Source organism: Lewinella sp. W8 (genome assembly GCF_004375085.3).
Taxonomy (GTDB): Bacteria; Bacteroidota; Bacteroidia; order Chitinophagales; family Saprospiraceae; genus Neolewinella.
Genome location: NZ_SNAQ03000004.1, coordinates 47,164 through 60,015 on the forward strand (window position 1 = coordinate 47,164; position 12,852 = coordinate 60,015).

General features: G+C 58.2%; 9 protein-coding genes. 4 read left to right on the plus strand and 5 right to left on the minus strand.

The features are described from left to right. The first annotated feature begins 95 nt into the window (after positions 1-95). Together E1J53_RS06180 and E1J53_RS06185 are read left to right on the plus strand one after the other, a co-directional pair. A complete protein-coding gene (locus tag E1J53_RS06180) occupies positions 96-1,259 on the plus strand; it encodes a thioredoxin domain-containing protein (protein WP_134271111.1) in 1,164 nt (387 codons plus the stop codon). A 158-nt stretch (positions 1,260-1,417) separates the two neighbouring features. After that, a complete protein-coding gene (locus E1J53_RS06185; RefSeq protein WP_134271110.1) occupies positions 1,418-2,650 on the plus strand; it encodes a T9SS type A sorting domain-containing protein in 1,233 nt (410 codons plus the stop codon). A gap of 181 nt (positions 2,651-2,831) precedes the next feature. Here the strand turns inward: E1J53_RS06185 and rny are convergent, their stop codons facing one another. The 4 genes from rny to pheT all read right to left on the minus strand — a co-directional run bounded on the left by rny (position 2,832) and on the right by pheT (position 7,709). Then, positions 2,832-4,520, minus strand: a complete 1,689-nt coding sequence (rny, locus tag E1J53_RS06190) for a ribonuclease Y (RefSeq protein ID WP_134271108.1) — start codon at positions 4,518-4,520, stop codon at positions 2,832-2,834. Between the two features lie 84 nt (positions 4,521-4,604). Then, positions 4,605-4,907, minus strand: a complete 303-nt coding sequence (locus E1J53_RS06195; RefSeq protein ID WP_134271107.1) for a cell division protein ZapA — start codon at positions 4,905-4,907, stop codon at positions 4,605-4,607. Positions 4,908-4,911: 4 nt separating this feature from the next. Continuing rightward, a complete protein-coding gene (locus tag E1J53_RS06200; protein WP_134271105.1) occupies positions 4,912-5,232 on the minus strand; it encodes a hypothetical protein in 321 nt (106 codons plus the stop codon). Positions 5,233-5,261: 29 nt separating this feature from the next. After that, the gene (gene pheT, locus E1J53_RS06205) at positions 5,262-7,709 is read right to left on the minus strand and encodes a phenylalanine--tRNA ligase subunit beta (protein ID WP_134271103.1); all 2,448 of its coding nucleotides are present in this window, start codon (positions 7,707-7,709) and stop codon (positions 5,262-5,264) included. A gap of 493 nt (positions 7,710-8,202) precedes the next feature. Here pheT and E1J53_RS06210 point away from each other — a divergent pair, with 493 nt between their 5' ends. Next, complete coding sequence (locus tag E1J53_RS06210) at positions 8,203-8,985, plus strand: T9SS type A sorting domain-containing protein (RefSeq protein WP_134271102.1); 783 nt, start codon at positions 8,203-8,205, stop codon at positions 8,983-8,985. A 35-nt stretch (positions 8,986-9,020) separates the two neighbouring features. Continuing rightward, positions 9,021-10,289: a glutamate-5-semialdehyde dehydrogenase gene (locus tag E1J53_RS06215; RefSeq protein WP_134271100.1), complete on the plus strand. Its 1,269-nt coding sequence runs from the start codon at positions 9,021-9,023 to the stop codon at positions 10,287-10,289. A gap of 634 nt (positions 10,290-10,923) precedes the next feature. Here the strand turns inward: E1J53_RS06215 and E1J53_RS06220 are convergent. After that, the gene (locus E1J53_RS06220; RefSeq protein WP_134271099.1) at positions 10,924-12,768 is read right to left on the minus strand and encodes a stage II sporulation protein M; all 1,845 of its coding nucleotides are present in this window, start codon (positions 12,766-12,768) and stop codon (positions 10,924-10,926) included. Between the last annotated feature and the right edge of the window lie 84 nt (positions 12,769-12,852).

Genomic DNA, 12,852 nt, shown 5'->3' on the forward strand with positions numbered 1-12,852 from the left:
AGAAACAATTTGGGTACTACAATTGTCGTTGCACAATAGACTTTACGCTAAACCCCCTATTTTGGGGAAGAATGCTCACCCCAAATAAATGACGAATGAAAAAAGGACTCTTCCTGTTTTTACTGTGCCTTTCCCTCGGGCTGTCCGCCCAGGAAGCCGCCACGGGCATGCAGTTTTCGGAAAAAACGTTCGATGAACTCCTGGCGCAGGCCAAGGAAGAGGACAAGCTCATCTTCATTGACGCCTACACCACCTGGTGTGGCCCCTGCAAAATGATGTCCGCCAAGGTGTTCCCCGCCGAACGGGTGGGCAGCGTCTACAACGAACGATTCATCAACGCCAAGTTCGACATGGAAAAGGGCGAAGGCCTGGCCCTGGCCCGGAAGTACCGCGTGCGTGCATACCCCACCTACCTCTTCGTCAACGGTGAGGGGGAGCTGATGCACAAGGGGCTGGGCTACATCCCCCAGGATGAATTCATCGCCCTCGGGCAGGTGGCCGTCAGTGACCAAAGCCTCGGCGCCCTGACCAAGCGATACGAAACGGGCGATCGCGACCCTGACTTCCTCTCCAGCTACGCCAGCACCCTGGTTAACGTCTACGAGGAGCCCAAGGCGAACCTGGTCATCAACTCCTACCTGGAAGCCGAAGACGACTGGTCGGCCCCCGGCGTGCTGAAACTGCTCGTCAGTTCACCCGGCCAACCCGGAGGTAAACGGATGAACTACCTGATCGAAAACGCCGACGCGGCCATGGAGGCCGCCGGTGGTCAGGCGTACATGTCTTCCGTACAGATGGCGATGGTCCAGCACAAGATGAAGGCGTCCGGAAGACGGATTTTGCCCACGGCGGAGGATATGTCCGCCCACTACACGAAGTACGCCGGTCCGCTCCGGGACCGTCTGAAGAGCCACTACGCCGTGTTCTACGCCGAGCGCTCCCGGAATATGCAGGCCTACGTGGAGGCCGCCTACACCTACTACACGAAGTACGGCAGCGAGGACTACGAGGAACTGAACACCATCGCCTGGAATTTCTTCGAGAATACGGACAACCCCAAGTACCTGCTGCAGGCCCTCGACTGGGCCAAAGAATCCGTGGCCATCAACGCCAACTACGCCAACCTGGACACCCTGGCCTGGCTCTACAAAAAGACGGGTAACGAAGCCAAAGCCCGGGAGGTAGCCGAAATGGCCATCGAGATGGCCAAGGAAATGGGCGTAGACTACAGCGATACCGCCAAAATTCTAAATGATTAAGGTGGCGGTGAGCGAGTGAAAAACGGGTGGCCTTCTTAGGAGGCCACCCGTTTTTTTGTTGCCATCCGACACGGTCACCACTATTTCGGGGTCCCAGCGATCAATCGGGCCACCAGAAGACTTATAGTGGTAATATTCACCCTCCTCACTTCACCGTCATGGCCCTTCTTCGCACCTGCGTCCTCCTATTCATCGCCCTGGGATACGGGCAACTCTACGCCCAGATTGCCGGCGACGGGCACGGCATCACCTGCGGGATGCGGGACACGGTGGACGCCTACCAGGCGGCACCCCTGGCCTTTTTGAACGGGACCTCGGAGTTAGGTACGAAATTCACCCTTAGGTTTTCCGATAGCGTACCTTCGGTCGCGGAGGCCAGCATGACCTTTGCGGCCAATATCTGGGGGAGTATTCTGCAATCAGAAATACCCATCGTGGTCGACGTAGACTGGCAGGACCGCATGGATAACCGGCTGCTGGCCAGTGCGGGGCCTTCCACCCTGATTCGAGGTTTTGTGGGATCCGAGCCGGACACCTGGTATCCCGTAGCCCTGGCCGAAGCCATTTCGGGACAGCAACTCAACGGTACTGACGACGCTGACATCACTGTGGTGGCCAACAGCACGGCCAACTGGTACTTCGGGACGGACGGAGATACGCCCCGGAACCGCATCGACCTGGTATCGGTTTTTCTGCACGAACTCGGCCATGGCCTCGGATTCTTATCCAGCGCCGATACCATCAGTGAAACGGAACTCGGCCTGGGTTTTGGGGGGCGCTTCATCATCTACGACCTGTTTCTGGAGACCGAAGGCGGACTCCCCCTGGCCGATCCGTCGGTATTCACCACTCCATCTCCGGAATTGCTGCAAGCCGCCACCATGAACGACCTCGTCTTTAACGGCCCGGAGGCCAACCGGGAAAACGGAGGACGGGTCCCGCTTTTCGCGCCCGCTGCCTTCGACATCGGTAGCAGCGTCAGTCACCTCGACGAACAGACCTACCGACCTGGATCAGAAAACGCCCTGATGACCCCCTTTTTCTCGGCGGGGGAAGCCGTCCATACCCCCGGCCCCGTAACCCTGGGAATCTTCGCGGATATGGGGTGGCCCCTGAATTTCGATCTGGTGAGTACGCAGGACGTGGCCACCCAGCCGCTGACCTTTTACCCCAATCCGGCCTCATCCGCCGTCACGATCAAGCTACCCGCGGGCAACCCGGTCGCCGAAATTCAGCTCTTTGACCTGCAGGGGCGACAGCTGTCCGCCCAGGTCACTTCTCCGAATCAGTCCGTCCTGACCGTGGAAACCCGCCACCTTCGCCCGGGCACCTACCTGCTCCGCTACCTGGGAAAGGAGGACATCAGGACCGGGAGATTAGTGATTAAATAGCGGAGTGCTCTCCGACATTCCTTACGTAACTCCCGTGAAGTAACGGAAGCCCGGTGTGATGTCGGCGACGCTCCGGCAGCATCGATTACGGAGGGTAAACCAACCCGTCCAAACGAAAGAAGCGCGGCACCGATGGTGTCGCGCTTCTCTTTTCTGTCGTGATTCCCTTCCGGGTCCTGCCCTAGCGAGCGAAGCTCACGGCCCGCTTTTCGCGGATGACCATGACCTTGATCTGGCCGGGGTACTGCATGGATTCCTGGATTTCCTGGCTGATCTTGAAGCTCAGTTCGTCGGCGTGCTGGTCGCTGACCTTTTCGGCTTCCACGATGACGCGGAGTTCCCGGCCCGCCTGCATGGCGAAGGCGGAGGTTACGCCCTGATTCTTCTTGGCGATGGTTTCCAGCTCCTTGATCCGGTTGATGTACCCCTCGAGGATTTCCCGCCGGGCGCCCGGCCGGGCGCCACTTATGGCGTCGCAGGCCTGGATGATGGGCGAGAGGATGTTGTTCATCTCGATCTCATCGTGGTGGGCCCCCACGGCGTTGACCACCATCGGGTGCTCGTTGAGCTTCTCACAGAGTTGCATGCCATAAAGGGCGTGGCTCAGTTCGCTGTCCTCGTCGGCTACTTTGCCGATGTCGTGCAGGAGTCCCGCACGTTTGGCCAGCTTGATCTGCTTCTTGTTCAGGCCCATTTCGGCGGCCATCGTCGCGCAGAGGTGCGCCGTCTCGATGCTGTGCTTGAGCAGGTTCTGGCCGTAGCTGCTGCGGAAACGCATCCGTCCCACCATGCGCACCAGTTCCTGGGGCAGGCCGTGAATGTCGAGCTCGATGATCGTCTTTTGACCGATTTCCCGGATCTGGGCTTCGAGTTCCTTCTTCGTCTTGTTGACCACCTCCTCGATCCGTGCGGGGTGAATGCGGCCGTCGCTGACCAGTCGCTTGAGGGACAGGCGGGCAATTTCGCGACGGATGGGGTCGAAACTGGAAATGACGATGGTTTCCGGCGTATCGTCTACGACCAGTTCGGCACCGGTAGCCGCTTCGATGGCGCGGATGTTGCGACCTTCCCGGCCGATGATCTGCCCCTTCACGTTGTCGTTATCCAGGCTGAAGACGGAAACGGTATTCTCGATTGTCATTTCCGCACACATCCGCTGGATGGTGTTGATCACCACCTTGCGGGCGTCCTTGGCGGCGTCGGCCTTGGCCTCTTCGATCAGCTCCCGCTTGAGGGCAAGGGCTTCGGTCTCGGACTTCACGCGCACCTCCTCCAGCAGTCGCTTTTTGGCGTCTTCCTGGCTCAGGCTGGCGATTTTTTCCAGTTCGGAGGTGAAGCGTTCGTGCTGGGTATCCAGCTCCGCCTGCTTCTGCTTTGCGGTTTCGATTTCCTGCTCCAACTGCTTTCCGCGCTGGTCCAGTTCTTCTTTGCGCTGTTCCACTTCCTTTTGGCCGCGCGTAATTTCTTCCCGGTCACTCTTGAAGGCCGCCCGCTCTTCCTTCATCGCGGCCTGCTCCTCCTTGAGGGCCTCACGCTTTTCCTTCAGCTCTACCAGTTCTTCCGCCTTCTCCTGCTTGAACTCCTCCTTGAAGCGCTTGAACTTGTCGCGGCTTTCCTGGATCTTTTGCTGCTTGAAGGCCTCCTGCTTCTCCTTGTATTCCTGAAAGGTTTTCTCGGCCTTGAGTTTAGCCTCAGCGATGGTTTTCTCGGCGGTCAGCTTCGCTTCCGCCAGCATTTTTTCGGCTTCTAGTTTGTGGGAGTTGTCTTGCTTCTGAACGGCATTCTGGAGCTTTTTGCGCTGGGCCGAACCGATAAAGAAAACGACAACGGCACCGATCAGCAGGCCAATTGCCCCGTATATTAATTCCATTTCGTTGTAGCGTATTAAATAGTTAACAATCGAAGCCATCGGGGATGACTCCGTGCACAACTGAAAAGGATAAGGGGAACGGGGTTATAGCAAGCCGTCGACCAGGTCATTCAGCGCTTGCAGGCGGGCACTGATTTCTCCTCCCTGTCCGGTATCCGCCAGGCGGCGGGCGCTGCGTAGCTCATCGGCGTAGGTCAGGAGGGTCATCACCAGACAATCCTGCTTATCGCGGTCACTGTACCTAATCTGGAAATCATTAAATCGCTTATTGATTTCCTCCACCAGGGCACGTAGACCCTCCTCATCCCGGCGCTCCACCCGCAGGGGGTAGGGGCGTCCGGCAATGACGACGGTAATCGGTTTGGTATCCTGTGCGGGTTCCGGCATAGCGTTAATTCCGTTGCATCCAGTCAATGCAGCGATCGATTTCCCTGATGCAGAAGTCAATCGCTTCCCGCTGCTGTTGTTGTCCGTTGGCGGCGGGGGCGGTTCCCGAAGCAGTGGTTGCTTCTCCGGTAACCTCCAGCTGTTGTTGGCTGCGTTCCAATTTATCCTTTAACGAGTTGACGACGCCGAGTTGGCGGTCGAAATCCCGCTTTAGTTGTTCGTTTTCGGCGACCAACGCATCATGGGCCGCCCGTTGGCGGTCCATTTTTGCGGCCAGCTGCCGAAGTTTTATTTCAAGACCGTCAAGTTGGTTCAACGGTTCCATTCAGTTTTGATTATCAGCAAAGTTACCAATTAACGACGGACTTCTGCTCCTAGTTGTTTGGTGAGCGTTCCTTCGATGGATTTCATAACCTTCTCCACCTCTTTTTCCTTCAGGGTGCGCTCATCGCTGGCCATCAAAAAGCTCACCGCGTAGCTCTTTTTGCCGGCGCCCAGCTGTTCCTCGTTTTCGTAGACGTCAAAGAGATTCACCTCCCGCAGCAGGTTCTTCTCGGCCTTGCCGGCCAGTCGTTCCACTTCGGCAAAGGCGACGCCTTTGTCGAGCACCAACGCCAGGTCCCGGCGGACGCTGGGGTACTTGCCCGGGGTCTGCACCTGAATGGGCTTGCGCGGAAGTACCCGCATGATGTTATCCCAGTTGAAGTCGGCGAAGAAGACGTCTTGTTTTACGTCGGCGGTGCGCAGGTGCAGTGGATGCACGGCGCCAAAGTCCACCAGTTCCATCGGCCCCTTGTGGTACCGCAGGCCGTAGCCAAAGGTCTCGGCTGGCGCCTCGTCCGTCCGGTAGCCGTCAATACCCAACCGCTGGAGAACCAGGTTAACGGCCGATTTCAGGGTGTAGAAGCTTACTTCTCCCCCACCCTTGGGCGTGGGGTGCCAGGTTTCGGTTTGCTTCTGCCCGGTCAGCGTCAGGGTCAGGTGATTAACCTCCTTGTATTTCTCGCCCTTGAGGTGGTAGGTCCGACCGAACTCAAACAAACGCAAATCATTCTCCTTGCGGTTCTGGTTGTGGGCAACGGCCTCCAGCGCACTCATCAGCATACCCGGACGCATGATGTCCAGGTGCACGTTGCTGGTGTTGTTGATGTAGACGAGCCCCTCCTGGCGCTGGCCTTCCTTCACCTCTCCGTAGTAGCGGCTTTCGCTCAGGGAGAGGGCCATCATCTCGTAGAAGCCGTTAGCGGCCAGCAGGTCGCCGATCAGTTCCCGGATGGCGTGGGGGTCTGGCTGGGGAGCCACCACCATCGCCGTGGTGATCATCTGCGGTTCGGGGACGTTGTTGAAGCCGTAGATGCGCAAAATTTCTTCGATGACGTCCACCTCGCGGGTCACGTCGCTCTTGTTGGTGGGAACGGCAACGGTAATGGACGCGTCGTCGCTGGCCGTGATTTCCATCCCCATCGATTCCAGAATGCTTTGCACCTGCGCGCGCGACAAAGGCGCTCCAATCAGGTCCACCACCCGCTGATCCCGCACCACTACTTCGAGGGGTTTGACGGGCTCGGGGTACAGGTCCAGCAGCTTACTCGTCACCTTGGCCCCAGCGACTTCCTCGAGCAGCAGCGCCGCCCGCTTGAGGGCGTAGACCGTGATGTTGGGGTCACTCCCCTTTTCGAAGACCTTGGCGGCGTCGGTCCGCAGGGTGTGTCGCATACTGCTCCGGCGGATGGTGCCCGCCTCGAAGTGTGCGGCCTCCAGGAAGATGCGGGTCGTCTGGTCGCTAACGCCACTGTTCAGTCCGCCAAATACCCCACCAATGCACATGGGCTGGTGGTTGGCGTCGCAGATCATCAGGTCATCGGCGCTCAGGCTTCTTTCCACTTCGTCGAGGCTCAGGAACTTGGTGCCTTCCGGCAGCTTTTCCACTACGATGCCGCCACCGCCGAACTGGTCCAGGTCGAAGGCGTGCAGCGGTTGCCCCAGCTCGTGCAACACGAAATTGGTGACGTCCACCACGTTGTTGATCGGGCGTACGCCGATGGCCAGGAGCCGCTGGCGGAGCCAGTCCGGGCTCGGAGCAATGTTCAGATTTTCAATGGTCAGACCGGCGTAGCGGGGAGCCTGGCTGGGATCCGTTACCGTGACGGGAATCGGTGCCTCGGAGCCTTCCCGAAAGGCGCTCACGTCGGGGCGACGGACCTGCACCTCGCGGTCGTGGTTCACGTTTAGGGCGGCCGCCAGATCGAAGGCCACACCCAGGTGGTTGGTGGCGTCGGAACGGTTCGGGGTGAGCCCGATCTCGTAGACGTAATCTTCCTCCAGCTCGTAGACCTCCGCGGCGGGCGTACCGGGCTCGAAGGGCTTTTCCAGCACGATGATGCCGTCCTGGTCGTCGCCCAGGCCAAGTTCGTCTTCGGCGCAGATCATTCCGGCCGATACTTCTCCCCGGATTTTCCCCTTCTTGATTTTGAAGGGTTCTCCGTTCAGGGGGTGGAGGGTGGTGCCGACCGTGGCCACCAGCACGTGCTGGCCGCTGGCCACGTTCGGCGCTCCGCAGACGATGGACAGGGGTTCCGCTTCGCCCACGTCCACGCTGGTGAGCGAAAGGCGATCGGCGTTGGGGTGCTGGCCACATTCGAGGACGTGACCAACCACGACGCCCGCCAGGCCTCCGGGGATGGATTCCACCTTCTCCATGCCTTCCACTTCCAGGCCGGTTCCGGTCAGGATCTCGCCGACAACTTCCGGGTCAAGATCGATATCTAAATACTGGCGTAGCCAGTTCAGGGACACTTTCATAGGGCGCAAAGGTAAAAGAGGTTGACGGGATTTTTGTAATGATCCTGCTTTTGGTCCTGATCCCCGACGGACCGGCCGTAAAATCCCTCCCATCCGGCAAAAAGAATCCGGTTTGAGGGCGCGTTCCGGCGCGAAACCGGACCATTATCCCGGAAAACGATCCGGCCCCAGCGCAAAGTTGCCCGCCCGGGAACTTCTGTTTGGCACGCCCCCATTATCCTAGCCCGCTCCACCGGGAGGAAGGAGGCGCTCTGGGCGCCCCAGCCCGTCAGCGATCGGACTTTATCCGAAAACCCTTAGCAGAAAGTTAAAACCGCTTGTTACCTTATGATTATGGACCAAAGTCCGGAATAAGTCGGCCATGATCCGGAGCTGGCGACCTATTTTTGGGGTCGCTGTTAACCTTAGGCCCTATATTGGGTTATAGCCTTTAAGGATCAGCCTCCATTTTACCCGTTCACGGATCATTTATCATCAAATCCCAGTAACTCCAATGAAAGCACGCTTACTTCTTCCTTTACTGATGCTTAGTGTTCTTGGTTTTTGTCAGGAAGAAGTGTTACGGGTGGAACCCGGAAACGTGGTGCAGGAAATCGTGGTGGACAACCTCGACGAGAGTTACCAGGACATGACCACCTTCGTGGTGACCAACAATTCGAGCAGGCTGATTCAGCTGGCCTACCAGCTCCGGATGGGCGAAAAGCCCCGTTCCTGGAATTACGGCATCTTCAACGGCAGCACCTCCAGCACCCCCTACCTGCTGGATCGCAGCACCAGCTCCCAGGGCAAGGCGGTGCCCCTGGCACCGGGTCAGTCGGCCACCTTCTACATCGTCCTGGAACCCGACGGCATTTCGGGTAGCGGTCGTGCCGAGGTACTGTTCTCTGACCTGACCATCCCCGGAAGAATCCTGGCCACGGCCTCCTTCGCCACCAAGATCTTACGCCGCCCGATGCTGAATAGTAATTCCTCCAGCGCCAACGGACTGACGGAGACAACCACCACCCCGGATCGCCCCGAACCCACCAGCGTCCGGCTCTACCCCAACCCGGCCCGCGAACGCTTCTTCGTGGAAGCGCCCGCCGGAACCAAAGTTGGTCGGGTTGAAGTCTCGAATACCCTCGGGCGCCGCCTCCGCCGCTTTGACGAACCCGCGGGGGAAGATGGTTACGACATCGAGCAGCTCCCCGACGGGCTCTACCTGATTTCCATCTACGACGACCGGGGCAAAAAGCTGAAAACCCTACGGCTCCTCCACCGCCGCTTCGGCGCCTAGTGGCCCATCATTTTCCTACCTAAACTTTGCGACGTATGCTTACCGTCGACCACCAAGCCCGGATTCAGGAGAATCTAGGAAGGCTGCGCACCGCCGCCAATCACCTCAACCGGAAATCCACCCAGGAAATTAACGCCTGCCTGCTGCGGTTGGCCAGTCTGGTAGAAGCCAATATTACACCACTCCTGGCCGCTAATCGCCTGGATTTGCAGCGGATGAACCCCACCAACCCGAAATACGACCGCCTCCTCCTCAATGAGGAGCGGCTCCACGCCATCGCCGCCGACCTGCGTAAGGTGGCCGAACTGCCCAGTCCGCTGGGCCAAACCCTGGAGGATCGTACCCTGGCCAACGGCATCCAGCTGAGTCGGGTCAGCGTTCCCATTGGGGTGGTGGGTATCGTCTTCGAATCCCGGCCCAACGTCACCTTCGACGTCTTCGCGCTGAACCTGAAGGCCGGTAACGCGACCGTCCTGAAGGGAAGCCGCGACGCCCACGACAGCAATCTCGCGATCAAAGCACTGATCGACCGGGCCCTGGCCGATACCGACCTGCCGCCCGCCTGTTACCTGGCACCCTCGGAGCGGGAAGCCCTCTCCCCCATTCTGCGGGCGGACGGCCTCGTGGACGTCATCATCCCCCGGGGAAGTCAGGGGCTGATTGACCACGTCCGGGCCAACGCCACCGTCCCCGTCATCGAAACCGGAGCCGGGATTTGCCATACCTACGTGGATGCCACTGCGAATTTGGAATGGGCCAAGGCCATCGTCACCAACGCCAAGAGCCGGCGGGTGAGCGTCTGTAATGCGCTGGATTGTTTGCTCATCGACGAAAGCGTTGCCCCCGAGCTGCCGTACCTACTCTCTGAGCTGGGACAAACCCACCGCTGCCGGGTGCACGCCGATGCGGAGTGCCTTGAAATCCTCCGGGATGGCGGATATCCCGCAGAGCTCCTTTTTCTCGCCGACGAAGACAGCTTCGGGACCGAATTCCTCAGCATGGCCATGTCGGTCAAGACGGTATCTTCCATCGACCAGGCCATCGACCACGTCAACCACTACGGCAGCGGACACAGTGAAACCATCGTCTCGGACGATCCGGCGCACCAGCAGCGCTACCTGCGGGAAATTGACGCGGCGGTGGTGTACGTGAACGCCAGCACCGCCTTCACCGACGGTGGCCAGTTTGAGCTGGGCGCGGAAATTGGCATCAGCACCCAGAAGCTGCACGCCCGCGGCCCGATGGGCCTCGCCGCCCTCACCAGCTACAAATGGCGGGCCGTGGGGCAGGGGCAGGTGCGATAAATTTTTTGAGCCCACAATTAGGAGAGGTCAATTTAGATGGCTATGCCGTATCTGAAGAACTGTAGCGGGGTTCACGGCAGGCGGATAGACCTAGTTGGAATGGTGTAGAGTTGTACCTTTTCCAAGGGCGGATAGCAGGGAAAGTCCGGAACAAACCACTAGGAAAGCTGGGTGGTAGTAAATACTTTAAGCTAACACCGCAACGAGAGAAGTCTTTTTCCCGGCCTTAATTGCTGGTAGGGGGAGCGGTGCTTTTGGGCCGTGAAGCGGAATTGGTGTTTGAGCTAATACTTGGTGATTACTTGAAAAACAAGGAGTCGACAATCGATGGGTGTTCTTTGAAAAAAGCAGCGTGCAGCGAGTTTCAATTTCGTAGGCGCCAAAAGTGCCGTGAGCCCGTGAAGCCGGCAATTTAGACGGAGGGCTTTTGCGGTACTTTTGGCCGACAAAAGTACCAAACTCGCATAGCAGAAAAAATGACTGTCTTAATCCAAAATCAGTGATGAGTAGACTTCCACATCACAACTCCACCTAATGCCAAAAAGCAATTTATTGAGTAAATACCAAGGGTTAAAATTTTATACTAACCGAAAAGTGCCTACCGGTACCTTTCGCTGCCAAACGTGTTTTCCTCCTACTCCAATTCCATCCCCCTGATTCTGCGCTTGGTACCCACCTGATCGATGGCCTCCAGGAGGCCGTCGGCCCGCTCGATTTCCCGTAGGTTGTAAAAGTTGAGGGCGAAGGAGATGCCCCAAATGATGACGATCAGCCCGAAGAGGAAGTGGTAGGTGAAGGTCTGCAGAATCACGTTGAGGTTATCAATGGCGTAATTATCGGCGTAGAAGACCCAGTCCAGGAAGGTGAAGATGAGTCCACCCACCGTCGTATCAATGAGCCAGATGCAGGGGATGGCCATGAGCATGACCAGCAGGAAATTGCTGTAGCTGGCCACCAGATTGGTGTACACGAACTGGAAGGTCTCCCGGAAGCTTGCCTGCCCCACGTAGCCGGCGTAGGCGTAGGTCATCAGGAAGGGGAACAGGAGAAAAACCGCCAGTCCGGTCCAGGTTCCGTTGAAGGCGAAGCACAGGGCGATGCCCAGGCAGCCCAGGTAGAGAAACAGTTCGGATCGCCAGCTGGCCGGCAAGATGATGAAATCGGTGGATTTCCAGAAGACGGTATAGGCCAATCGCAACAGCCCGTAGAAACCTCCGGCGACCAGCAGCAGGTAAAAAATGGACCGGTCGCGGGAGAAGGTGCTCAGCAGTTCGTTGGCGTTGATCAGGTCGCCGATGATGAAGTCGGAGGTGAATACGTAGCGGTTTACGGATTCTCCGTTGAAGAAAGTGAAGGAGAAAAAGACGAAGGCGAGGGCGATCAGTGCCAGTCCGCCCATGACCGCTCCGATATTGCGGCGCAGGATGCTGAAGGTATCGGTGAGGTTCTCGCCGGAGGTGCGGATCATTTTCAGGGGCAGCTCTCCCTCGGGGTTGGCCGCCCGGCGGGCGGCGCCAAATTCTTCCATGGGCGGCCGGGCCGCCACGCGCCGGGGGTAGAACACGTAGTACCACAGCACGAAGGCAAAACAGAGAATGATGAACAGTAGGCGAATGGCGTCCGGCAATTCCGTGTGCCGGGTTAGGTATCCCTCGATGAAACCCGCCATGACGAAGAGCGGGACGGTTCCCAGCATGATCTTCAGTCCGTCCCGGGCCGAATCCTTGAAGGCCTGCAGCCGGGAAAGGGTGCCGGGAAAGACCAGGCCGCTGCCCATGACTAGTCCGGCCCCGCCGGCAATCACGATGCTGCTGATTTCGATGGCCCCGTGAATCCAGATGGTGAGGAAGCTTTCCTGAAAGATGCCCTGATCGTAGAAGAAATACTGAAAGACCCCCAGCATGATGCCGTTTCGGAGCAGCTGAACGATGGTCCCCACGGCAAAAAAGGCCCCGGCAATGAAGGTGAGAAAGGCCACCATGATGTTGTTCATCGTGATGGCCAGCGACATCTCGAAGGGTGCCGTCTGTTTGTAGACCGCCATCGGGTCTCCACTTTCAATGTTCGCCCGGGTCATGTCCATATAGTACTCCCCCATGATGAGTTCCGCAAAAGCGGGGTCAATGCGGTAACTGATGACGCCAATGAGCATGGCCAGCACGAAGACGATCAACGCCAACCCCAGGGCCCGCCGACGGGCAAATACCACCCGGGGCAGCTCGTCCGTCCAGAAAGTGAAAAAGCGGGAGGTCTCTCCCCGGCGACCGCGATAAATCTGCAGAAAGGTGCGCTGTGCCAACCCGTTCAGGTAGACCCGTACGGAACGGTTGGGGTAATAGGTCCGGGAATACGACAGGTCATCAATGGTGTGGATGTAGAGCTGCCGCAGCAGTTCGGGGTCCTGCTTTTCGTGCTCAAGCGCCCGCTCGTACTGCTTCCACTTTTTCCGGTTCTTTTTGATGAAATCGGTTTCCCGCATGGGCCTAAGATACTGCGACCAGGGACATTTATTTCTCAGATAATTTAAGTGATTGTCTTGGCGACAAAGCGCAGGTGCATTGTT

Excerpts from the sequence above, each read along its gene's own strand:
- E1J53_RS06215 (WP_134271100.1), top strand. The coding sequence starts at position 9,021 with ATGCTTACCGTCGACCACCAAGCCCGGATTCAGGAGAATCTAGGAAGG.
- E1J53_RS06200 (WP_134271105.1), bottom strand. The coding sequence starts at position 5,232 with ATGGAACCGTTGAACCAACTTGACGGTCTTGAAATAAAACTTCGGCAG.
- E1J53_RS06195 (WP_134271107.1), bottom strand. The coding sequence starts at position 4,907 with ATGCCGGAACCCGCACAGGATACCAAACCGATTACCGTCGTCATTGCC.
- E1J53_RS06210 (WP_134271102.1), top strand. The coding sequence starts at position 8,203 with ATGAAAGCACGCTTACTTCTTCCTTTACTGATGCTTAGTGTTCTTGGT.
- E1J53_RS06185 (WP_134271110.1), top strand. The coding sequence starts at position 1,418 with ATGGCCCTTCTTCGCACCTGCGTCCTCCTATTCATCGCCCTGGGATAC.
- E1J53_RS06220 (WP_134271099.1), bottom strand. The coding sequence starts at position 12,768 with ATGCGGGAAACCGATTTCATCAAAAAGAACCGGAAAAAGTGGAAGCAG.
- E1J53_RS06180 (WP_134271111.1), top strand. The coding sequence starts at position 96 with ATGAAAAAAGGACTCTTCCTGTTTTTACTGTGCCTTTCCCTCGGGCTG.
- pheT (WP_134271103.1), bottom strand. The coding sequence starts at position 7,709 with ATGAAAGTGTCCCTGAACTGGCTACGCCAGTATTTAGATATCGATCTT.
- rny (WP_134271108.1), bottom strand. The coding sequence starts at position 4,520 with ATGGAATTAATATACGGGGCAATTGGCCTGCTGATCGGTGCCGTTGTC.